Origin of the sequence: Halegenticoccus soli (assembly GCF_002844195.1) — an archaeon.
Classification (GTDB): domain Archaea; phylum Halobacteriota; class Halobacteria; order Halobacteriales; family Haloferacaceae; genus Halegenticoccus; species Halegenticoccus soli.
Map to the genome: position 1 here is coordinate 294,589 of NZ_PEND01000006.1, position 20,657 is coordinate 315,245.

At 69.2% G+C, this 20,657-nt stretch carries 21 protein-coding genes; 15 read left to right on the forward strand and 6 right to left on the reverse strand.

Features of this window, described 5'->3' with window-relative positions:
* The first annotated feature begins 47 nt into the window (after positions 1 to 47).
* The 5 genes from CNO20_RS17545 to CNO20_RS17565 all read left to right on the forward strand — a co-directional run bounded on the left by CNO20_RS17545 (position 48) and on the right by CNO20_RS17565 (position 3,899).
* The gene (locus CNO20_RS17545; protein ID WP_101297420.1) at positions 48 to 362 is read left to right on the forward strand and encodes a hypothetical protein; all 315 of its coding nucleotides are present in this window, start codon (positions 48 to 50) and stop codon (positions 360 to 362) included.
* Between the two features lie 158 nt (positions 363 to 520).
* A complete protein-coding gene (locus tag CNO20_RS17550; protein WP_101297421.1) occupies positions 521 to 805 on the forward strand; it encodes a hypothetical protein in 285 nt (94 codons plus the stop codon).
* An 89-nt stretch (positions 806 to 894) separates the two neighbouring features.
* Positions 895 to 1,710 (forward strand): endonuclease/exonuclease/phosphatase family protein, encoded by an 816-nt coding sequence (locus CNO20_RS17555; protein ID WP_101297423.1) that lies wholly within the window; start codon positions 895 to 897, stop codon positions 1,708 to 1,710.
* Positions 1,711 to 2,022: 312 nt separating this feature from the next.
* On the forward strand, positions 2,023 to 3,099 hold the full coding sequence (locus tag CNO20_RS17560; RefSeq protein WP_101297425.1) for a TrmB family transcriptional regulator: 1,077 nt from the start codon (positions 2,023 to 2,025) through the stop codon (positions 3,097 to 3,099).
* Positions 3,100 to 3,233: 134 nt separating this feature from the next.
* A complete protein-coding gene (locus tag CNO20_RS17565; protein ID WP_101297426.1) occupies positions 3,234 to 3,899 on the forward strand; it encodes an HAD-IIB family hydrolase in 666 nt (221 codons plus the stop codon).
* Positions 3,900 to 3,948: 49 nt separating this feature from the next.
* Here the strand turns inward: CNO20_RS17565 and cutA are convergent, their stop codons facing one another.
* Complete coding sequence (cutA, locus tag CNO20_RS17570; RefSeq protein ID WP_101297428.1) at positions 3,949 to 4,254, reverse strand: divalent-cation tolerance protein CutA; 306 nt, start codon at positions 4,252 to 4,254, stop codon at positions 3,949 to 3,951.
* 185 nt (positions 4,255 to 4,439) lie between these two features.
* On the opposite strand from cutA, the gene CNO20_RS17575 reads away from it, so the two are divergent.
* A complete protein-coding gene (locus CNO20_RS17575) occupies positions 4,440 to 4,781 on the forward strand; it encodes a hypothetical protein (RefSeq protein ID WP_143423285.1) in 342 nt (113 codons plus the stop codon).
* A 155-nt stretch (positions 4,782 to 4,936) separates the two neighbouring features.
* Here the strand turns inward: CNO20_RS17575 and CNO20_RS17580 are convergent, their stop codons facing one another.
* Complete coding sequence (locus tag CNO20_RS17580; RefSeq protein ID WP_101297432.1) at positions 4,937 to 5,119, reverse strand: HEWD family protein; 183 nt, start codon at positions 5,117 to 5,119, stop codon at positions 4,937 to 4,939.
* A 108-nt stretch (positions 5,120 to 5,227) separates the two neighbouring features.
* Between CNO20_RS17580 and CNO20_RS17585 the strand changes: the two genes are divergently transcribed.
* Entirely contained in the window at positions 5,228 to 5,545 is a 318-nt protein-coding gene (locus tag CNO20_RS17585; RefSeq protein WP_101297434.1) for an EthD domain-containing protein, read from the forward strand.
* Positions 5,546 to 5,580: 35 nt separating this feature from the next.
* Here the strand turns inward: CNO20_RS17585 and CNO20_RS17590 are convergent, their stop codons facing one another.
* A complete protein-coding gene (locus tag CNO20_RS17590; RefSeq protein ID WP_101297436.1) occupies positions 5,581 to 6,114 on the reverse strand; it encodes a GNAT family N-acetyltransferase in 534 nt (177 codons plus the stop codon).
* Positions 6,115 to 6,216: 102 nt separating this feature from the next.
* On the opposite strand from CNO20_RS17590, the gene CNO20_RS17595 reads away from it, so the two are divergent.
* A complete protein-coding gene (locus tag CNO20_RS17595; protein WP_101297438.1) occupies positions 6,217 to 6,771 on the forward strand; it encodes a class I SAM-dependent methyltransferase in 555 nt (184 codons plus the stop codon).
* A 147-nt stretch (positions 6,772 to 6,918) separates the two neighbouring features.
* Here the strand turns inward: CNO20_RS17595 and CNO20_RS17600 are convergent, their stop codons facing one another.
* On the reverse strand, positions 6,919 to 7,896 hold the full coding sequence (locus CNO20_RS17600) for a DUF368 domain-containing protein (protein ID WP_101297440.1): 978 nt from the start codon (positions 7,894 to 7,896) through the stop codon (positions 6,919 to 6,921).
* Positions 7,896 to 11,246, reverse strand: coding sequence for an oligosaccharyl transferase, archaeosortase A system-associated (locus CNO20_RS17605; RefSeq protein ID WP_101297442.1), 3,351 nt, complete (start codon positions 11,244 to 11,246; stop codon positions 7,896 to 7,898). The genes CNO20_RS17600 and CNO20_RS17605 overlap by 1 nt, the downstream gene beginning before the upstream one ends.
* Positions 11,247 to 11,420: 174 nt before the next feature.
* Between CNO20_RS17605 and CNO20_RS17610 the strand changes: the two genes are divergently transcribed.
* The 5 genes from CNO20_RS17610 (at position 11,421) to CNO20_RS17630 (ending at position 17,195) form a co-directional block, all read left to right on the forward strand.
* Positions 11,421 to 12,320, forward strand: a complete 900-nt coding sequence (locus CNO20_RS17610) for a glycosyltransferase family 2 protein (RefSeq protein ID WP_101297443.1) — start codon at positions 11,421 to 11,423, stop codon at positions 12,318 to 12,320.
* A complete protein-coding gene (locus CNO20_RS17615; protein ID WP_101297445.1) occupies positions 12,317 to 13,738 on the forward strand; it encodes a sulfatase-like hydrolase/transferase in 1,422 nt (473 codons plus the stop codon). The genes CNO20_RS17610 and CNO20_RS17615 overlap by 4 nt, the downstream gene beginning before the upstream one ends.
* Positions 13,735 to 14,718 carry an alkaline phosphatase family protein gene (locus CNO20_RS17620; protein ID WP_101297446.1) on the forward strand — a complete coding sequence of 328 codons (984 nt, stop codon included), beginning with the start codon at positions 13,735 to 13,737 and terminating at the stop codon, positions 14,716 to 14,718. The genes CNO20_RS17615 and CNO20_RS17620 overlap by 4 nt, the downstream gene beginning before the upstream one ends.
* A complete protein-coding gene (locus CNO20_RS17625) occupies positions 14,715 to 15,617 on the forward strand; it encodes an alkaline phosphatase family protein (protein ID WP_101297448.1) in 903 nt (300 codons plus the stop codon). Before CNO20_RS17620 ends, CNO20_RS17625 begins: the two co-directional genes overlap by 4 nt.
* Positions 15,618 to 15,785: 168 nt before the next feature.
* A complete protein-coding gene (locus CNO20_RS17630) occupies positions 15,786 to 17,195 on the forward strand; it encodes a sulfatase-like hydrolase/transferase (protein WP_101297449.1) in 1,410 nt (469 codons plus the stop codon).
* 54 nt (positions 17,196 to 17,249) lie between these two features.
* Here the strand turns inward: CNO20_RS17630 and CNO20_RS17635 are convergent, their stop codons facing one another.
* Positions 17,250 to 17,516: a hypothetical protein gene (locus CNO20_RS17635; protein ID WP_101297451.1), complete on the reverse strand. Its 267-nt coding sequence runs from the start codon at positions 17,514 to 17,516 to the stop codon at positions 17,250 to 17,252.
* Positions 17,517 to 17,665: 149 nt separating this feature from the next.
* Here CNO20_RS17635 and CNO20_RS17640 point away from each other — a divergent pair, with 149 nt between their 5' ends.
* Complete coding sequence (locus CNO20_RS17640) at positions 17,666 to 19,204, forward strand: alkaline phosphatase family protein (protein ID WP_101297453.1); 1,539 nt, start codon at positions 17,666 to 17,668, stop codon at positions 19,202 to 19,204.
* Positions 19,201 to 20,649 (forward strand): lipopolysaccharide biosynthesis protein, encoded by a 1,449-nt coding sequence (locus CNO20_RS17645; RefSeq protein ID WP_101297454.1) that lies wholly within the window; start codon positions 19,201 to 19,203, stop codon positions 20,647 to 20,649. Before CNO20_RS17640 ends, CNO20_RS17645 begins: the two co-directional genes overlap by 4 nt.
* Positions 20,650 to 20,657: the final 8 nt, after the last annotated feature.

Here is a 20,657-nt window from a genome sequence, read left to right on the forward strand (position 1 = left end):
CCTCCTGTCCGACGAGTACAAGCCGTCGAGACGCCTACTTCCGGTAGGTGTTCGCGTTGTTCGACGCGTGGCGCACGGACATCGAAGCCGCCGAAAACGGGCCCGCCGCGTTCGAAAGCGCGCGAGCGGCCGACGGGCGCTCGTCCGGCGCGGAAACGCCCTCGTCCGGTTCGTACCTCAAGTTGCTCCCCGGCGAGGGCGTCGCTCAGCTCGGACCGGCGCTCGCCGCGGTCGCTGCGGCCGTCGTCGCCTTTCTTCCGCTTCGAGGCGGCTCCGGCCCGCTCGCGACGATGCAGGGAGGCGCGCTCTCGGAGCGGGAGCCCCGAGGGTTTCCTGCCGACGATGCGATCTCCGCGAGGTGAACGCGAACGAGAGCAAACGCGACAGGTGACAGAGATGCCCCCGCCGAGGCGGGTGAGCTGCCCCCGATATTACTGAACGGAGGCGCTGGGCGGTTCGAGGCGGACGGCGACCGTTCCGGTCGCCAGATGGATGGGGAACGAGCGCTAAGAGGGGGTCGATGAAAGCGTACGAACGGGAGTATCTGAACGAGACCCTCGAAACGTGTGCCGTGAGCATCGCACATCTCCTTCGGGAGGGGTTCGTGAGCGAGGAGGTCCTGGAGAGTCAGAGTCAACTCACCGACTTTGGATTGATGTGGGTCAAGGGGTTCATCGCCGGGAGACTCATGCTCATCCGAAGCTGCTGTGTCGGAAATCCGAACCTGTCCCCCGCTGATATCGACGAGCTGACGGAACTCGCCGGGCAGCACGAGGCGAAGATCGCCGGGCAGTTGTATTCGTAATGCGGAAACTGACCGCTGCGGTCGAAGCGAGAAGACGCCGCGTCGAGCACGCGCGTGCCCACTCCACAGCACCCCGAGAGTAGTCGAACATGCTACCCACGGTGCGCGTGATGTCGTACAACATCCGGTACGACAATCCGGACGACGGATCCAACACGTGGCGAAGGCGCCGAGACGCTATCGTGAGCGCGATCCGCTTTCACAGCCCAGATCTCGTCGGATTGCAGGAGGCGTGGCCTACACAGCGTCGGTATCTCCGCAATCAGCTCCCCGAGTACGACTGGCGAAGCGCGAGCGAAACGTCGAACCCCGGAGAGTTCGTCGCGCTGGGGTACAAAACGCGTCGATTCACCTTCGAGAGCGACGGCGTCTTTTGGCTCTCTCCGACTCCGGACGAACCTGGCGGTCCCGGTTGGGACGCAGCCCTCCCGCGGCTCGTCTACTACGCGACCCTGCGGGAGCGAACGACGGGGGTGAGGCTCGTCCACTTCAACACCCACTTCGATCACGTCGGGGACGCCGCCCTCGTGGAAAGTGCGAAACTGGTGCGGGCTCGTCTCTCCGAGGTAGCGTCAACCAGGCCGGTAATCCTCACCGGCGACTTCAATTTCCGACCGTCGTCACCGGCCTATCGGCGGCTGACTCGGCGTTCGACGGACACCGGTGCCACTCTCGTCGACGCGTATCGCGCCTCGAAGCGCGGCCACCACGGACCGTCGACGACCATGACGGACTTCCGGTCGCTCGTCCCCGACAAGAAACTCGATCACGTCCTCGTGTCCGACGATATCGACGTTCGCATTCACGGGATACTGAGCGACACGTACGAAAACGGTCGGTATCCGTCCGACCACCTCCCCGTTTGTGTCGACGTGTCGCTTCCCGCGCCGAACGAGAGCGAGTGACGTCCTCCGTAGCCTTACCGAGAGTGGCATCCCGGGGGAGAACTCCGTGCGCTGAGAACAACGAGTGTTGTCCTACAACGGCTATTATTAAGAAAATTGATAATTCTTATCCCCTCCGATCCCCCACCAACTCTTGTAATGACCTGGAAACACCGTCGAAACCTCTCGAAGTCCGAACAGAAAACGGGTGAAGCGAAAGCCGGTACTAACTGGTGGTTCATCGCCGCCGCAGCTGTCGCGGCGTAGCGTCACCGGCGACGTCAGTATCCCTTTCCCAGTCGAGGCTTTGTCGTCACACTTCGTAGGAGGAGTATGGAAACCCCCGAACTCACCGCCGTGCTCCGAGATGCCGGTCTTTCGCCGTACCAGGCTGACGCCTACGTGACGCTGCTCGAACTCGGATCGGCGTCGGCTAGCGACCTCGCTATCGCGAGTGGCGTTCCGGGGCCGCGCATCTACGATATCCTTCGCGGACTGGAGGACGAGGGGTACGTCATCACGTACGAGCAAGATCGGCTCTACGCTCGGGCGGCGGATCCTGCGGAGGCACTTGCGAACATCAGGACCCAGGTCGGACGGTTCGAAGCGGCCATCGAGGAGATCGAAAGCCGATGGCATCAACCGGAAACCCACGAGCACGAGATCACCGTCGTGAGACGGTTCCAGACGGTTTTCGAGCAGACCAAACGCGATATCCAGAGCGCGGATCAGTACGTCCTGTTAGCGGTCACGCCCCCTCAGTTCCTGGAACTCGAACCGGCGCTGTCGACCGCGTACGAGAACCGCGTGCACGTTCAGCTCGTAGTCCATCCGCGGCCGGACGAGGATATCGTGCTCGAAGAGGCGGACTTCGAGACGGTGTGTGCGGAAGCGCGCAGAACAGTCCCGTGTACGGGGAAACCGTTCGTCGCCCTCATCGACCACCGGAAAGCCCGACTCGCACTGAACGTCGGCTCGTCCGACGAATACGGATTCCTCGTCGACGATCCGCTCCACGAGTACCTCCTTTGGTTCTATCTCGCCGGGCTGTCGGAAGTCGCGAAGCCGATTTACTCGGAGCAAAATCTCCAGCTTCCTATCACCTTCACCGAAATCCGCAGCTGTATCCGAGTGATCGAACCGCATCTTCGAGAGAAAACGAACGTGAGCGTGCGAGTGCGCGGTCGGTGGGTCAGAACGAAGCGGCCGTGTGAGATCTCGGGAAACGTCACGGCGATACGGTACGCGGGCGAACCGGCAACCGGCGAACCGCTCTCGGTCTTTCACCTGGCCGAACAGGCCGGGTTCGTAGTCGACACCGAAGACCGGACAGTCACAGTAGGCGGGTTCGGAGCCGTTCTGGAGGAACTCGAAGCGGAGGAGATCGTCGTCGAGGAAATCGGAGAGTGAGGCTCGCGGTCCGTTCACGGAATTTCGGCGGACCGGACGGCGTGACGAGTGACTCCGGCAACCGGACCCGAAGACGGCGCGGCCAGCGGGGAATCGAGAACGAGGTTTATGCGCGCGGCCCCCCACGCACCCCTATGAGCCCGCCGCTCGCGCTCGACATCGACGGGACGCTCACGACCCCCGAAGGGACCATCGACCCGCGGTTCTTCGACGCGCTCTCCTCCTGGGACGCGCCGGTCGTCCTCGCCACCGGAAAGGCGTTCCCGTACCCCGTCGCGCTGTGTCACTTCATCGGCATCCCCCAGACCGTCGTCGCCGAGAACGGCGGCGTCGCGCTCGCGGCCGAGCGGGTCTCGTTCGTCGGCGACCGCGAGCGGGCGCGGGCCGTCGCCGAGGAGTTCGAGGCGCGCGGCGGGGATCTCGGCTGGGGCGCCGCGGACACCGTCAACCGCTGGCGGGAGACGGAGATCGCCGCCAACGTCACCGCCGACGAGGCCCTGCTCCGGGAGGTCGCCGGGGAGTACGGGATGCAGGTGTACGACACGGGGTACGCCTACCACATCACGGTTCCCGGCGTCGAGAAGGGCACGGGGCTCCGGGAGGTCGCGGACATCCTCGACATGGACGTCGGGGAGTTCGTGGCCGTCGGCGACAGCGAGAACGACGTCTCCCTCTTCGAGGTCGTCGGCGAGTCGTACGCGCTCTCCAACGCCGACGGCCCCGCGCGGGCCGCGGCGGACGCCCTCGTCGACGGCGGGTACAGCGAGGGGACGCTCTCGGTGCTGGCGTCGCTGCGGTGACCCGCCTCCGATTTCGACCGGATACCGGTCGTCCCCCTCGTCTCGTCGCTCATCCCTCGACCGCCCCGTCGCGCCAGCCGGCGAACGCCTCCAGCACGTCGGTCTCTTCGAAGCGCTCGACGCAGGGCACGTCGTAGGGGTGGAGTTCGACGACCCGCGATTTCAATTCCTCGTAGCGTTCGTCGGTCGTCTTCGCGAGGAGGATCACCTCCTCGTCGTCGCTCACCTCGCCCTCCCAGCGGTAGACGGACGAGCAGTCGACGCTGTTGACGCAGGCGGCGAGGCGCTCTTCGACGAGCGTCCGTGCGAGGTCGTCGGCCGCCTCGGGCGGCGCGGTGACGTACGCGGTGACCATGTGCGACCCGTCGGCCGCCGACGTGTTCGCCCTTTCGGTCCGCCTACCCCGGGCCCTCGATTCCGCCCCCTCGGAGGCAGGTTCAGCCCGCCGATTCCCCGAACCGCGACTGTGTGTACCGGTTTATTTTCTCTGCAACTAAGGAAAACACAAATATACTGCGGCTTCTAATTACTATGCGAATCGTGTCAGACGAGCTCCAAGATCGGTTACGAACCCTCCGCGAAACGCGTCCCTCGAAGTACGGGCTCCTGTGCGCCTACCACCGGGACGTCGGCCGGGCGCTCGACGAGTGTCCGCGGAACTACCCGTGCGTGAAACAGCTCCACGGATCGCTCGAAAACCCGGACGTCACGCCGCAGATGCTCGGCAACGTTCTCTCCCTCTTCGTTCAGCTCGGCGTGCTCGGCGCGTACAGCGAGCGGAGCAACAGCAACCGGTACGACCTTACCGAGTACGATCGGGCGGCAATGCGGGAACTCGCCGGCCTCCTGGAATCCGAATCCGAGACGTCCGCGAGGGGGTGATCGTCGGCGATCACCGGCGCGGGCTTCCGCGGGCGAGCCGCGTCACTGTATATCTGGCAATATATCCGTACATCTATCTAGATATCCAGCTCGAACCCGGGGAACACGCCGGTAGTCGTCTCGGCGGGCGCTGTCGCGTCCGCCCGACGGCGCGGCTACTCCTCTTCGATCGGCAGGAACGTCCCGTTGATGTCCCACTCGTGGATGCAGTAGACGCTCCCCGCCCGACGCTCGCCGTCGTCGACGGCGACGCGCCAGCTTCCGTCCTCCCAGACCTCGCGCCGTCCGCACCGCTCGCAGATGCGCTCGGTCGGCCTCCGGAGTCGTGCGTCGGTCATACCCGAATAGGGGTCGGCGAACGGTTTAACGTTAGCTCCGACGGCAGACGTTCCGGCCGCCGGAGCCGACACCGGTAGAGCGAAGTCCGTCATGATCGTCCGTCCGGTATGGTCACGCTGATCGAACTGCTCGTCCGCAAGGACGGGCTCACGCACGAGGAGTTCGTCGACTACTGGTTCGAGACGCACAGCCCGATCGCGAAGGAGCTGCCGGGGCTCGAACGCTACGTCACCTCGGTTCCGAAGGACCCGGAACGGGCCGGATACGACGGCGTGCTGGAGCTCACGTTCGAGGACGCGGACGCGCTGAAGGCGGCGTTCGACTCCGAGGCCGGCGAGCGAACGATGGCGGACGCGGAGAACTTCGTCGAGGTCGGCGCGGGACCGCGACTCGTCGTCGAGGAGACGGTCCAGTTCGAGAGGTAGCGCCGATCCGTCCGATCGCCTCGCCCGCCCTCCCTTCAGGCCGATCGGGTCGAGGTCGACTCCCGCTCCCCCTCGAACAGCGTCCGGAGCGGCGCGGTCACGACCACCTCCTCCGCGCTCGCCTCGCCGAACCGGGCGGTCCGCCGTTCGACCTCCTCGAAGCCGCGGGCGTCGTAGAACGCGCGGCCGACCTCGTTGCCGGCGAGCACGGCGGCGCGGAGGTCGCCGTGGCCCGCCTCCGCGAGGTCCGCGGCGACGGCCGCGAGCAGCCGGGAACCCAGACCGGTGCCCCAGAACACCTTCCGGGCGTAGATGCGGTGGAGGGTCGCGCGACCCTCGTCGTCCGCGCCGCCGTGCGCGAAGCCGACGACCTCGTTCGCGTCGGCCGCGACGTAGAAGGGATCCGAGCCTCTCGTCTGCTCGCGGACGTCGTCCGCGTCGTACCACTGGTCGAGCGTCCGATCGATCTCGTCTGCCGGGAGGAGGTCGGCGTGCGCCGCGTGCCACGCCTCGCGCGCGACGTTCACGATCATCGGCGCGTCCTCCGGTCGAGCGGGACGAATGTCCATGCGAGGTGACTCTACGTCGCGCCACGTAATGTCTCCGGTCCAACATCGCGGTTCCGCTCCGCCCGGCGCGGCGTTTATGCGCTCGCCGACGCATCTTCCGGCATGGGATTCCACACGTTCGACGTCGACCGGGCCGACGCCCTCGAAGACGAGGGGCGGTACCGGTTCTGCTCGCGCGAGGAGTTACTCGCGCTCGTCCGCCCCCACGAGCGGATGGTCGCCGCCGACCTCGGTTCCGGGACCGGCTTCTACACCGACGACGTCGCCCCTTTCGTCGCGGAGCTCTACGCGGTCGACGTGCAGCCGGAGATGCACGAGCTGTACCGCGCGAAGGGGCTTCCGGAGTCGGTCGAGACGGTGACCGCGGACGCGGCGGACCTCCCGTTCGGCGACGGCGCGCTCGACGCCGCGTTTTCGACCATGACCTACCACGAGTTCGCCGGCGAGGAGAGCCTCGCCGAACTCCGTCGCGCCCTCCGTCCGGGCGGTCGACTGGTCACGGTCGACTGGTCGGCGGCGGGGACGGGCGAGCGCGGACCGCCCGTCTCCGAGCGGTACGACGTCGGGGACGCCGCCTCGGCGCTCCGCGACGCGGGGTTCGCCATCGAGTCGGCCGCCTCCCGGTTCGAGACGTTCGTCTGCGTCGCCCGCCGGTAGTCGAGCGAGGCGGTTCGCGGGGTCGCGCCCTCCGTCGTCGTCCGTCCGCCGGTTCCGGCGGGCGGGAGGGCCTTCGGGAGCCTTCGGGCGCGGCCGCGGCGCTCGACGCGTCACGGTCGATCCCGACGAAAACGGGTCGCGCCGCGCTCAGTACTCGATGTCGTCGGCGTAGTAGTCGATGACGACGACGAGCAGCGCGCCGACCAGCCCCGCCCCGAGGAACGCGGCGACGGCTTCGGTCGTCCACGCCCCGCCCGATTCGGCCAGCTTCTTCCCGGCCTCCACGACGGGCGCGCGGAGCGCGCCGACGATGAGGCTCACGAGGAACGCGAGCGTCGCCTCGCGGTAGCGTTCGAGCGCCCACCGGACGACGTGCGACACCGTGAAGAGGCCGACGACGGCGCCGGTCACGAACGTGACGACCACGATCCCCGGTTCGATCACCCTGCTCACGTCGCCGCCGGTGAGGACGGCGAGCGCGCTGTCGATGAACGACGACAGGGTCGCCACCATCCGCTCGTACTGCCCGAGGAGGATGAGCAACAGCGACCCCGAGATCCCCGGGAGGATCATCGCGCTCACCGCGATCGCCCCGGCGACGAGGACGACGAGCAGGCCCCCTCCGAGGTTGCCGGCCGTCTCCCCGGAGACGAGAAACGCGAGGACGAACCCCGCGATCGCGGCGGCGATCCGACCGGGCGTGTCCAGCCTGACCTCGCCGTAGAGGACGAGCGCCGAGGCGGCGATGAGGCCGAAGAAGAACCCGAACGTGAGCACCGGGATCTCCTCGATGGCGACGTGGAGGACCCGCGTGATCGTCGCCACGGCGGTGAAGATGCCCGTCCCCAGCACGAGGAGGAACAGCCCGTCCATCTCGAAGAACGCGTCGCGCGCGTCCGAGCGACCGCCCGGCGTCGCGCCCTTGAGCACCCGAACGACGCGGTCGGGGCCGATGGCGGTCACCGCCCCGATCAGCCGCTCGTAGATGCCCGTGATCAGGGCGATGGTGCCGCCGGAGACGCCGGGGACGGCGTCGGCGGCGCCCATACAGAAGCCCTTGAGGTACAGGACGACCCACGAGCGGATCCCGTCGACCGAGAGCGACGTGCGGAAGTCGCTCGCCATCAGCGGATCCCGGCTCCGACCGCGGCGATCGGTGCGCCGACGAGCGCCGCGGTTTCGGGTGCCGCGGTTCCGGGCGCTGCCAGCGCGTTGGCTGCGGTACCGTTCCCGCCGGAGCCGCCCGTGGTTCCGGCGCTCCCGTTCGCGCCGTCGCCGTCCGCCGTCGCGTTCCCGCCCGCGTCGCCGTCGGCCGAGCCGTTCCCGGCGGTCTCGTTTCCGGCCGCGGTTCCGTCGCCGGTCGCGCCGCCGTCACCGCCCGACCCCTCGCCGGGGACCGGCCGTTCGCCGTCCGCGGTCTCGTTCACCCGCTCGATCGGCGTCCGTTCGAGTCGGACCCGCGCGGGGCTGTCGTCCTCGCCGACGACTTTCGCCTCGGACACGTCGACGGTGCCGTTGTAGACGACCCGGTCGCCGCCGTCGTCCGTCGGCTCGGAGACGATCTGGTACGGCCCGGTCGCGCGGACGCTGACGTTCGAGTAGCCGTTCTCGGGGCCGAACCGCTCGTACCCGGTCGTCGAGTACGGCAGCGTCAGCGTGAACTCGCCGTTCCCGTTCGTCTCCGCGTACTGCGTGTACTCGAAGGTGGAGCCGTCGGGCGACCGCATCTGCACCGTCGCCCGCACCTCGCTGTTCGGCGGCGCGCCGCTCCCCCGGACGGTCGCGCCGGGCACGCGTTCGAACGTCTTCACCCACGAGGGATCTGTCTTGGAGAGGAACTGTGGCGGAATACCGGTCACCTGTGAAGTAATTCCGACGCTCTGCTGGTACGAGTACGTACCGGCCGCGGACGACTGGCTCGCGTTAACGAGGCGGTAGTGCTTCAGCGCCGGCACGCGCTCCTCGGGGTAGGGTCCGACGCCGCCGATCTGGGCGCTGCCGTCCCGTTCGACGTACTCGCGCGCGGCGGACACGTTGTCGAACGTCCGGACGAACTCGCCGTCGCCGCGCGGGGCCTCCCTGAACGTCGTTCCGTCGATCGTCCGCGGCTCCCAGTCGATCACGAAGGGCGCGGGCTCCATCGCGCTGCCGTGGTAGTGGTACAGGCGGACCATCATGCTCTGGTAGTACCGCTGGTCGTGCGTGAGGAGAACCGGCGAGTACCCCCGCTCGGACCGCTGATAGACGACGTCGTAGAAGTCGCGGTCGTCGAGGTTCTCCTCGTCGTAGAAGACGATCGGCGCGCCGAACTTCTCGCCCGGCGTGACCATCTGGTAGTCGACCATCACGTACCGCGTCTGGTTACCCTCGGTGCTCTGGTTGGCGAGGACCTGCGCGGCCCGCCCCTCGCTCGGCGCGAGGAGGTAGTTCGCGGCCGCGGTCGCGCCCTGCTGGAACGGGTTGGCGTTCGGGATGCGCTCGCCCATCACGGTGATCCAGTGGCCGTAGTCCCACCAGGACATGACCCCGTAGGCCCCCTCGGGGTACTCGAAGTCGCCCGTCCGCTCGTAGCGGTCGTAGTACCCCATCTCGTTGTCCGCGCCGCCGTACGTTCCCTCGGCCGGGGTTTCGGTCGCCAGCCACCGGAGGCTCTCGTCCCACCGGGTGATGTCGCCCGGCCCGTGGCTCCGCGCGACGTCCATCGCGGTCGCGCTCCTGTCGTACGCCGGCGTTCCCGTGTTTCGGATGTCCACCGGAAGGACGAGCGCGGGCGTGACGATCAGCATCACGGCGGCGACGACGGCGAGCACCTGGTAGCCCTTGATGTCCCCCACGGCGTCGGACGCCGGCCGACGGAGGTCGAGGAGCCGGAGCACCTCGCCGAGCAGGAACGCGTTCATGACGACCACGACCGGCGCCAGGTAGTAGTTGAAGCGGACCTGCGTGAACGCCGCGGCGGTGATGAACGCGGCCCAGACGACGACGAAGAGGCGTTCGGCGCGGTAGCGCGTCAGGAGCGTCGCACCGAGGAGCAGCGCGGCGACGACGAGCATGCCGACCAGCTGACCCGTGACAGGAAAGCCGCCGAGGGCCGCGTCTAGCGGCCCCGCGAGCGCCCGGAGGACGCCCGGCGCGAGGAAGACGAGCCCGACGACCGCGATGCCGGCCCCGACGTAGCCGAGGCGCTTCGAGTCGCCGTCGCGGACGAGCGGTTTGGCCACGAGCCACGTCGCGGCGGCGACGCCCGTGAAGATCGTCAGCCCGTACTCGCTGATCAGCATCCCGGTCGCGTCGAGCCCCCGCTGTTCGAGCAGCCCCGGGTCGAGGAAGGGGCGGGCCTCGGCGATCGTCCGCGTCTGCGCGCCCGCGTTGAACCCGAGCGTCCCGAGGAAGTTCCGCTGGAGCAGGCTGAACACCTGCGGCAGCGCGACCGCGACGACGGCCAGCGACAGGGCGATGAGGCCGAACACCGCGACCGGGTAGTGCGACGTCGAGAGGTCGCGGCTCTCCCACTCGCGGGCCAGCCAGGCCATGAAGACGGCGCCCGCGGCGACGGCGAAGGCGAACCCGGGCTGGAGGAGCGAAAAGCGGGTCGTGGTGAACCCGAACGACTCCACCGGGGGCAGCATCAGCAGTCCGGCGACGCCCATCGAGACCGCGCCGGCGAACGCGACCGGCTCGGGGCTGTCGCCGTTCACCGTGTCGCTCGTCAGCTTGAAGACGAGGAACACGCCCACGATCCCCACCAGGAGGACGCCGGGCGGCCAGACCCACATGTACGCCGCGGTCGCCGCCCCGGCGACCGCCCCCCAGCGCAGCGGATTCCGGAGCCCGTCGAGGTCGCGGTCCGCGACGAGCTCCCAGACGGGCTTTTCGCGCTCCGCGACCGCGAAGGCGACGAGGAGCGCCGCGACCGCGAGCGACTGGAAGAGCGGCTCGATCCCGTTGTGGTCCGCGACGCCGACGAGTGAGCGCGCGAGGAACGTGCCCGGGAGGAGCATCAGGATCGCCGCGCCGAAGACGCCGGCGAGTCGCCCGCCGAGGCGCTTGCCGATGATGTACACCGGGATCGCGGTCAGCGCGCCGCCGACGGCCGGCGCGACGAGCAGCACTTTGGCCACGAGCGCGTCGCTCGGGTTTCCGAGCCCGACGACGAGCGCGACGGTGGCGACGATCTGGTCGTACAGGGTGCCGAACTGCCCGGTGCTCGTCCCGTAGGGGAAGTACGTCCACGGGTCGAACGGCATGGTGAACGGCCAGTGGCGGACCGCGTAGTTCACCTCGCGGAGGTGATACCACGCGTCGTTGCCGGAGAACAGCACCCGCCCGTCCCTGACGAACCGCCCGTACGGCAGGAGGCGGATCCACAGCATGACCGCCACGATCGCCGCGAGGGCGGGGACGTGATACCAATCTTCCAAGAGCTCGAGGACCGAGGACCCGTAGTCCTCTTCGCTCTCGCTGCGCAGGCTCATTGCTTGCACCGAGTCCCAAACTCTCCATAAGCCTTGTGATAAAAGGGACGACACGAGGACAGCGGTAAGAGAAGAAACATGATCGGCGCGGGACGGCGACGGCGGGGCGAGCGTCGGCCCCGGCCGGTATCGATGTCACGAAGCTTTTATACGCCGATCTACTGTCGTTCACCAATGGTCTCGCACAGTATCGCCGTCTGTAACTACAACATGGCCGATACTATCGAGCGGTCGCTCCGGAGCATGCTCGATCAGGTCGACGACCGATTCGAGGTCGTCGTGGTCGACGGGGGGTCCGACGACGGCAGCGTCGAGATCGTCCGGCGGTTGGCGGACGAGTACGACGCGCTCCGGCTCGTCGCGCTGCGACCGGATCCCGAACGTTACCTCGGCGCGGATCGGAACCGATCGTTCGAGGAGTCGCGGGGGGAGTACGTCCTCGAATCGCTCGACACCGACGACTACTACTTCGACGGCGTCATCGAGGACTTCGTCGAGATCTACCACCAGCTCGAATCCCAGCTCGACTTCGAGTTCTTCCTCAGCGGGACGGGGATCAACGCCGCGCCCCGGTCCCTGCTCCTCGACGTCCCCTACTACAACCTCGGCGGCGCGGAGGACCGCGACCTCTGGCGGCGGCTCCTCGCGCGGGGGCAGCTCGTCTGGCTCGACCACGGCCCCGTCTTCGAGCGGATCGGCTACCACAAGTCGCTCCGGGACGAGATCCGCCGCGACGTGCACGGGAAGGTCTGCGACTTCCAGTCGGGGATCTCGCTCCCGAGCTGCCTCTCCTGGGCGGTCTCCCACGAGCGCTACTACATTCTCGAAGAGCCCTGCCACCCGCTCCTGCGGCCGGCGAAGGCGGCCTACCACCTCGTCACGTTCCCCTACGCGTACCTCCTCGCGCGCGGGAGGGAGCGCCACGACGCGCCGCCGGGGTTCGAACGCCGAGGCACGCTGGAGCGCGTCATTCACGAGGAGAGGCGAACTCTCTCCGAGATCGAGGCGCGCTACGGCGTCGAGATCGACCGGAGCGCCCTGAGCGAGACCGGACGCGAGGTGTACGACCTGTGACGGGGGACAGAAACGTCGTCCTCGTCTGCCTCGACGCCGTCCGGAAGGACTACTTCGACGAGTACGCGCCGCGGCTGCGCGCGATGGCGGACGTCTCCTACGAGCAGTGCCGCGCCGCCAGCGGCTGGTCCGTGCCGAGCCACGCGAGCGTGATGACCGGCGAACTGCCCTCCGAACACGGAATTCACGTCTACAACCGGGACTTCTCCGGGCTGACCCGCGCGGACACGTTCCTCGGCGATCTCCCGGACCACCGCGCGACGGGCGTCAGCGCCAACGCCTACGCCTCCTCGGCGTTCGGCTTCGATCGGATGTTCGACGACTACTCCGACGTGTCTCCGCAGTGTCGGTTCCCGGAGGGGATCAACGTAATCCGGTTCGGCCAGGAGTCCGAAAAGCGCGGCGTCGCGCGGTACGTCGACTTCCTCCGGGCGGCCGCGACCCACGAGCACCCCCTCGCCAGCCTCGCCAACGGCGCGCTCGTGCAGGTCGACCGCGCGCTCGCCCGGCTCCCGGTGCCGAAACCCCTCGACGACGGGGCGAACATCGTCTCGCGCCACGCCGTCCGCGCCGCGCGGGAGGGTCCGGAGCCGTTCTTCGTCTTCACGAACTTCATGGACGTCCACGCGCCCCTCACGAACGTCCTCGGCTACGACGACGACCTCCACGACGCGTCGAACACGTGGTCGTCGGCCGCGTTCGACACCGACGAGGTGAACTACGGCGGAAAGCTGGAGGAGCACCTGGCCGAGATCGAGACTCACCGCGGGCTCTACGCCGCGGCGGTCGACTACCTTGACCGGAAGGTGGCGGCCGCGATCGAGCGGATCGAGGAGGCGACGGACCGGGAGACGACGTTCGTGATCACCGCCGACCACGGCGAACACCTGGGGTTCCCGGCCGACGACGGGCTCTTCGGCCACCGCGGGCCGCTGACGGAGGGGCTGTTGCACGTCCCCCTGGAGGTGATCAACGCCCCGGACGGGGAGTCGTTCGTCGAGACCGGTTACGTCTCGCACCTCGACCTCGGCGACCTCGTCGTCGGCCTCGCGAACGGGGCGGTGCCCGACGTCGCCCGGCGGCGTATCGCGGCGGAGCGCGTGGGGTCCAACGTCCCCGGCGGTGCCGATCTCACGGCGGAACAGCGGGAGTACTGGGACCGGATGGTCCGGTGCGTCTACGACGGCGATCGGAAGGTCTCGTGGAACTCCGCCGGCGACCGGACCGAGTACGAACTCGACCCCGAGCGGCCGTGCTGGCAACGGGCGGTCCGCGACGGCGTCGCCGTCGCGGCGTACGAGCGCGAGTTCTTCGACGCGCCGATCGACGAGGCGAAGCGGGCGGCGCGTGAGGCCCGGCGCGAGGTCGAGGTCGACGCGGCGACGGCCGACAGGCTGCGCGAACTGGGGTACCGATGACGTTCGCCGACTGGCTCGCCGAGACGCGGCTCCGGTTCGACCAGGAGGGGCTCGCCGCGGCGCGGCCGGCGCTCTCGGAGCTGTACATGGGCGCGTGGAGCCGCGTCGGCCGCGCGTACAACTACGGGACGCCCGTCTGGGAGCGCGAGTGGGACCTGCTCGTGATCCTCGACGCCTGCCGGGTGGATCTGCTGCGCGCGGTCGAGGGGGAGTACGCCTTCGTCGACGGCGCGCTCGGGACGCTCGACTCCGTCGGGAGCATGTCCGCGGAGTGGCTGGAGAAGACGTTCGCGCCCGAGTACGCGGACGAGATGCGCCGGACCGCCTACGTGACGGGGAACCCCTTCACGGAGCGCGTCGGGCTGGATCCGAACGACTTCGCCGCGCTCGACGAGGTGTGGGCGTACGCGTGGGACGAGGAGGCCCGGACGATCCGGCCGCGGCCGCTCACAGACCGGACGATCGCCCGCTGCCGGGGCGAGCGGCCGGACCGGGTGATCGTCCACTACATGCAGCCGCACGCGCCCTTCCTGAGCGACCCGTCGCTCGGGACCGACCTCGGCACCCCCGACGACGGCTTCGGCGAGGTGACGGAGACGAAGACCGTCTGGCAGCGGCTCCGCGACGGCGAGGTCGACCGGGGACGGGTCTGGAACGCCTACCTCGACAACCTGCGGATCGTCCTCGACGACGTGGCGCTGCTCCTCTCGAACGTCGACGCCGGCCGCGCGGCGATCACGGCGGACCACGCCAACGCGATGGGCGAACTCGGGATCTGGGGCCACCCCGACCACGTCCCGCTGCGGGCGGTGAAGCGCGTGCCGTGGGTGGTCACGAGCGCGACCGACCGGGGGACGCACGAGCCGGCGGACTGGCGGCCCGACGAGGGAGGCGAGCGGACGATCGAACAGCGGCTCTCGGACCTCGGGTACGTCGACGGCAAGACTGACGGCGGCGCGCGGGGAGGTGCGAACCGATGAACGACACCATCGCCGTCGTCGCCCTCGACGCGACCGACGTCAGGCTCGCGCGGAGGTGGGACTGCGAGAACCTCCTGCTCGACGAGCACCGGCGGCTGGAGACGTACTCGCACTCGCTTTCCTTCCCGCGGACGGTCGAGGTGTGGCCGACGGTCGCCACGGGCCTCGGGCCCGAGGAGCACGGCATCGCGGGCGACGGCAACGAGTGGGAGAACCCCCTCCTCCGGGCGGCGAGCGCCGTCACCCGACACCTCCCCCGGGAGGTGCGGGCGACGCTCGGCCGGCCGTTCCAGCGCGCGGGGGAGCGGCGGTCCATCGCGCGCACGGACGCCGACCACGTCTTCGAGGCGGGCGCGGTGCGGTACTGGCCGGGGATCGCGGACGCGACGCACCTGGTGGAGTCGTGGCGGCTCATGTCCTTCGCGACGGGCGGCGACATCACCGAGCGGGAGCTCCAGCGCGAACTCCGGGGGCTGACCGGCGAGGAGTTCGGCTGGCTCGCGGTCGCCGCCGAGTGGGACGTTCCCGTCGTCGGGGTCCACTCGCACGTGCTCGACACCGCGGGGCACGTCTACGCGAACCGCGAGGACGACCTCCGCGAGGCGTACGAGTGGGTCGACGGGCAGGTCGGCCGCCTCCGCGAGCGGATCGACCGCCTCGTGATCCTCTCGGACCACGGGATGGGGGTGTCGTTCCTCGGCGACGACGACCCCGGCACCCACAGCTTCGACGCGATCGTCGCCGCCCAGGGCGTCGACGGTCCGCTGCCGGAGTCGGTGTACGACGTGCGCGACTGGCTCGAACGGCGCACGACTCGACCGGCCGCCGCCGAGTCGGACGCCGCCGCCCGGTCGGACACGCCCGTCGAACACCTCCGGGATCTGGGGTACGTGGAGTGAGACCCGACGGGAGCGGCATCCCCTCCGGGTGAAGCGCACCACTCCGTCGAAGCGAACCGCCCCGGCGAAGCGCCCCTCCCGCGCGGTCGGAGCGGCTGTCACGACCGATCCCTTCGGTGCCGACGACGTCTCAAGCGATTTATACGGGCGCCTGCCAACCCCTCACGCATGCGTAACGTCGTCCTCGTCTGCCTCGACACCGTCCGGAAGGACTTCTTCGACGACTACGCCCCGCGGATACGGTCGCGAGCGGCGGTCTCGTTCGAGCAGTGCCGCGCGGCGAGTTCGTGGTCCGTGCCGAGCCACGCGAGCATGATGACCGGCGAACTCCCGTCCCGACACGGCGTGCACGACCACAACCGCGACTTCTCCGGGCTGACGCGCGCGGACACGTTCCTCGCGGACCTCCCCGGTCACCACGCGACGGGCGTCAGCGCCAACGTCTACGCCTCCTCGGCGTTCGGCTTCGACCGACTGTTCGACGACTTCTGCGAGGTGTCGCCCGACCGGCGGTTCCCCCGAGGCATGCACGTCGGCCGGTTCGGCTACGAACACCCCGAGGGGGGAATCCGGAAGTACCTCGCGTACGCGCGGGAGTCCCTCCGGCACGAGCACCCGATAGCGAGCCTCGCCAACGGCGCGTCGGTGGCGTTCGAGCGCCTCTCCGAGCGCCTGCCGCTGCCGAAGCTCCTCGACGACGGGGCGAACACCATCGCCCGACAGGGCGTGAAAACCGTCCGGGACGCCCCCGAGCCGGTGTTCCTCTTCGCCAACTTCATGGACGCCCACGCGCCGCTGCGGCACACGCTCGGCTACGACCGGTCGCTCCACTCGGCCCCGAACTCGTGGGACTCGGAGGGGTTCGACAACTGGGAACTGAACCTCCGGGGCGAGGGGGGCCTCGCGGCCAACATGCGCGACGTGCGGCTCCACCGGGAGGTGTACGGCGCGGCGATCGACTACCTCGACCGGCGCGTCGTCCGCTTCGTCGACGAGGTGCGGCGGGCGACGGACCGGGAGACGACGTTCGTGATCACCGCCGACCACGGCGAGAACCTCGCCTACGAGGCCGAGGGGTACATGTTCGGCCACGACAGCAGCCTCTCGGAGGCGCTCCTGCACGTCCCGTGTTACGTGATCGATCCGCCCGAGGGGTACGACGGGGTCGAGGACGGCTACTTCTCGCACCTGCGGCTCGGCGACCTCATCGTCGGCCTCGCGAACGGGGAAACGCCGGACGTGTTCGACGAGCGCATCCCGGCCGAACTGGTGGGCAGCAACAACGCGAACCCGCCCGAGGACGAGGAGTACTGGGGGCGGATGCTCCGGTGCGCCTACGGCGGCGAGACGAAGGTCGAGTGGGACTCCCTCGGCGACAGCGCCCGCTACGAACTCGACCGCGACCGCCCCTGCTGGCAGCGGAAGGCCGAGACGGGCGTCGCCTGCGACGAGCTAGAACGGGAGTTCTTCGACGAGCCGATCGCCGAGTACAAGCGCCGGGCCGCGGGCGGGGAGGGCGACGATCCGAGCGTCGACGCGGCCACCCGCGACCGCCTGCGGGAACTCGGGTACCTCTGACGGTTCGGGGCTCCTCTGACGGTGGTCGAGTAACGGAACCGTCGAACCGCCCCCTCAGAGGACCACGCCGAGCAGCCTGACGCGGTAGTGCCAGTACGCGAACGCCGCGAAGACGAGCGCGAACGCGATCGGAAACGCGCTCGCGGTGAGGAGGAAGCCGAGCGGCGTCCCGACGATCCACCCCGCGCCCGCCGCCTCGACGGCGGCGTCGAAGAGCCCCGCCAGCCCGGCCGCGAGATACCACCACGCGCCGGCGACGACCGCGGCGCGGACGACGACGAACGCCGTCCGCCCGACCGATCGCTCGGTTTGGGTCGACATGCCCGTTCTATCGGAGTCGCGTACGGTAAAGTTTTCTATTATTTCTGATATGTGGGCCGAATACTGCTTCGTCCGATCCGCAGTCCGGCGTTCGCGCCACCGTCCGGAACCCACAAGTGACATATCGGTTCGGGGGGTAGCCCGGGTCGATGGAACTCCTCGTCGTCGGGCTCGACGGGCTCTCGTACAACATGCTGGAGCGGTTCGACGTCGACCTCCCGTTCCTCCGGCGGACGCGCGAGGAGGGCGTCTCGGGGCACCTGACGAGCGTCGACACGCCGACGACTATCCCCGCCTGGACCTCGTTCGCGACGGGCAAAGACCCCGGCAGCCACGGCGTCTCGAACATGCTCCGCCAGGACGCCGACTACGAGATCGGGCCGAGCCGGCCGAACGCGACCGACGCCGCGATCTACGACTTCCTCGACGACGCCGTGTTCGTCAACCTCCCGGCGTCGGTCGGCCGCGTCCCCGCGGGCGAGAACACCCACCTCGTCTCGGCGATGCTGGCGAGGGACGAGGCCGACGCGGTCCCGGACGAGCTCAAGGAGCTGGACGCCTACGACGACTACGTCCTCGATCACGACGCGAGCCTGAAGGTCCGCCCCTCGAAGTACCTCGACCACGTGCTCTCGATCTCGACCGCGCGCCACCGCTTCGCCCGCGAGGCGTTCGAGACCTACCAGCCGCGAGTGGGCTTCGTCCTCTTTTCGACCCCGGACTGGGCCGGCCACATCCTCTCGAACCTCTCGACCGACCGGGAGCGGCGGACGTTCTACGCGACGCTCGTCTCGCTCGTCGACGAGCGCGCGGCCGATCTCGCCGACCTCGCCGAGAACGTCGTTCTGATGAGCGACCACGGCTTCGAGTACAAACACACCAACGTTCACCTCGCCGAGTGGCTGGCCGAGCGGGGCTACTTCGTCGAGGAGGAGACCGACGCGGGGGCGACGGACCTGGCCGTCCGCGCGGCGAAGGCGGTCGCCAGCCGGTCAGACCGGCTGTACGCGCTCATCCGGCGCGTCCACAACCACATCATGGCGACCGAGGTCGGCTCCTCGCTCGCGTCGGCCGCCAGCCCGCGGATCGACTTTCCGAACTCCCGGGCGTGGCAGCTCCGCTACGGCTGCGTCTACGTCAACGACGCGCGGTTCGACCACCCGACGGTCGACGATCCGGACGCCCTCCGGCGGGAGATCCGCGACGGACTCCGGGAGCTCACCGACGAGGACGGGCGGCGGATCTTCCGCGACGTGCTCCTCCCCGAAGAGGCGTACGCTGACCCGGGACCGGACGCCCCGGACGTCATCGCCCGGCCCGCGCCCGGGTTCTTCCCGACGACGCTGTGGTCGCCGACGGGCGGCGTCACCAGCCCGACGAAAAACTACGAGCACCGGTACCGCGGGATCTTCGCCGCGAACGGGCCGCTCTTCGCCGGGGGCGGCGAGACGATCGAGGGGATGTCGATCGTCGACGTGCTCCCGACGACGCTGGCGGCGCTCTCGGAGCCGCTCTCGCCCGAGTTCGACGGCGAAGCCCGCCTCGACGCGCTCGCCGATCCGGCCGAACCGACGGTCACGGATCCGGTCGACCTGCCGCGCCCACGGACGCGCGAGGACGCGCTCGACGGCGGAGCGCGCGACGGCGCGGTCGAGGACCGGCTGGCCGACCTCGGGTACATCGAATGAAGGACACCCCCTCGCTGTCGATCGGCAGGGAGGCGCTGCTGTCGGTCGGCTCCAAGGCGCTCATGGCGGCGATCGGTTTCGGCGGGATCGTCATCTTCGCCAACGTCCTCGGCGACGTGGGGCTCGGTCAGTATCGGACCGTCATCGCGGCCGCGTTCGTCCTGACGCAGCTTCCGGCAGGAGTCGCGACGGCGGTGAAAAAGCGGGTGAGCGAGGTGTCCGTCGCGCCGGCCGAGTTCTTCGGCCTCGGGCTCCTGGTTCACGCGGCCTTCTCGGCGCTCGTCCTCCTCGGGTTCGTCGTCTTCGAACCGGCCGCGGCGGACTACTTCGGCACCGCCGAACTCGCCTACGGCGTCGTCGCCGTCACGGCGGCGCTCGGCTTCTTCAACGTCGCGAACCGGCTCTACTCCGGGATCGGCCACCCCGCGGCCTCCTCGTGGCTCGACGCCGTCCGGAGCGTGCTCACCTTCCTGCTCCAGCTCCTCTTTCTGTGGCTCGGCATGGCCGCGTTCGGCCTCGTCGCCGGGCTCGCGGCCGCGACGGCCGTCACGGGCGTCTTCTCGTGGCTCGCCGCGCGGGTCAGCCCGGCGGCGCCGACCGTCGAGACGGCGAAGCGCGTCTACGAGTTCGCGCGCTGGAGCGTGCCGAACGGCCTCCTCACGAACACGTACCAGAGCGCCGACCCGCTCATCATCAAGTGGCTCGCCGGGGCCGGCGCGGTCGGGGTCTACACCGTCGCGCTGAACCTCGTCGTCCCGGCGTCGATGTTCGCCGGAAGCATCCGCGACGCCCTCTCGGTCAAGTCGAGCGGCGTCGACTCCGTCGGCGGGTCCGTGCGCTTCGACCTCGCGAACGCGGTCTCATACGCCGGGCTGTTGGCGATCCCCATCTTCTTCGGCGCGCTCGCCATCCCGAACGCCCTCCTGACGACCGTCTTCGGCCCGTCGTTCGCCGACGCGCCGGGGCTCGCGCTCGTCGGCCTCGCCCTGTACCAGGTGCTGAACGTCTACCGCCTGCCGTTCGAGGCCGTCATCGAGGGAACGGACCGCCCCGGCATCATCTTCCGCGTGAACGCGGCCGTCCTCGTCCTTTACCTCCCGCTCGCGTTCGCGCTCGGGACGCCCTTCGACCTGCTCGGCGTGATCGCGGCGACCGTTATCTCGGAGGCGGCCCGCGTCGCCGCCTACCAGTACGTCGCCCACGTCGAGTACGGGGGAATCGTCGTCACCCGCCCGATCGGCGAGCAGGCGCTCGCCGGGGCGGTCATGTTCGCCGTCGTGTGGACGCTCGCCGAGTTCGCGGTTCCCGTGCGGAGCTGGGTGCAGCTCCTCCTCGTCGTCGGCGTCGGCGCGGCGGTGTACTTCCTCGCGCTGCTCGCGGTCAGCAGCCACTTCCGCGAGACGATCCGCCACACGGTGCCGCAGCTGCTGCCGGCCGACGCCTGAGATCGCGG

Bases quoted from the DNA above. Each gene is read 5' to 3' on its own strand.
- CNO20_RS17635 (WP_101297451.1), bottom strand. From the start codon at position 17,516: ATGTCGACCCAAACCGAGCGATCGGTCGGGCGGACGGCGTTCGTCGTC.
- CNO20_RS17550 (WP_101297421.1), top strand. From the start codon at position 521: ATGAAAGCGTACGAACGGGAGTATCTGAACGAGACCCTCGAAACGTGT.
- CNO20_RS17555 (WP_101297423.1), top strand. From the start codon at position 895: ATGCTACCCACGGTGCGCGTGATGTCGTACAACATCCGGTACGACAAT.
- CNO20_RS17640 (WP_101297453.1), top strand. From the start codon at position 17,666: ATGGAACTCCTCGTCGTCGGGCTCGACGGGCTCTCGTACAACATGCTG.
- CNO20_RS17625 (WP_101297448.1), top strand. From the start codon at position 14,715: ATGAACGACACCATCGCCGTCGTCGCCCTCGACGCGACCGACGTCAGG.
- CNO20_RS17595 (WP_101297438.1), top strand. From the start codon at position 6,217: ATGGGATTCCACACGTTCGACGTCGACCGGGCCGACGCCCTCGAAGAC.
- CNO20_RS17585 (WP_101297434.1), top strand. From the start codon at position 5,228: ATGGTCACGCTGATCGAACTGCTCGTCCGCAAGGACGGGCTCACGCAC.
- CNO20_RS17560 (WP_101297425.1), top strand. From the start codon at position 2,023: ATGGAAACCCCCGAACTCACCGCCGTGCTCCGAGATGCCGGTCTTTCG.
- cutA (WP_101297428.1), bottom strand. From the start codon at position 4,254: ATGGTCACCGCGTACGTCACCGCGCCGCCCGAGGCGGCCGACGACCTC.
- CNO20_RS17645 (WP_101297454.1), top strand. From the start codon at position 19,201: ATGAAGGACACCCCCTCGCTGTCGATCGGCAGGGAGGCGCTGCTGTCG.
- CNO20_RS17590 (WP_101297436.1), bottom strand. From the start codon at position 6,114: ATGGACATTCGTCCCGCTCGACCGGAGGACGCGCCGATGATCGTGAAC.
- CNO20_RS17620 (WP_101297446.1), top strand. From the start codon at position 13,735: ATGACGTTCGCCGACTGGCTCGCCGAGACGCGGCTCCGGTTCGACCAG.
- CNO20_RS17630 (WP_101297449.1), top strand. From the start codon at position 15,786: ATGCGTAACGTCGTCCTCGTCTGCCTCGACACCGTCCGGAAGGACTTC.
- CNO20_RS17605 (WP_101297442.1), bottom strand. From the start codon at position 11,246: ATGAGCCTGCGCAGCGAGAGCGAAGAGGACTACGGGTCCTCGGTCCTC.
- CNO20_RS17565 (WP_101297426.1), top strand. From the start codon at position 3,234: ATGAGCCCGCCGCTCGCGCTCGACATCGACGGGACGCTCACGACCCCC.
- CNO20_RS17600 (WP_101297440.1), bottom strand. From the start codon at position 7,896: ATGGCGAGCGACTTCCGCACGTCGCTCTCGGTCGACGGGATCCGCTCG.
- CNO20_RS17610 (WP_101297443.1), top strand. From the start codon at position 11,421: ATGGTCTCGCACAGTATCGCCGTCTGTAACTACAACATGGCCGATACT.
- CNO20_RS17580 (WP_101297432.1), bottom strand. From the start codon at position 5,119: ATGACCGACGCACGACTCCGGAGGCCGACCGAGCGCATCTGCGAGCGG.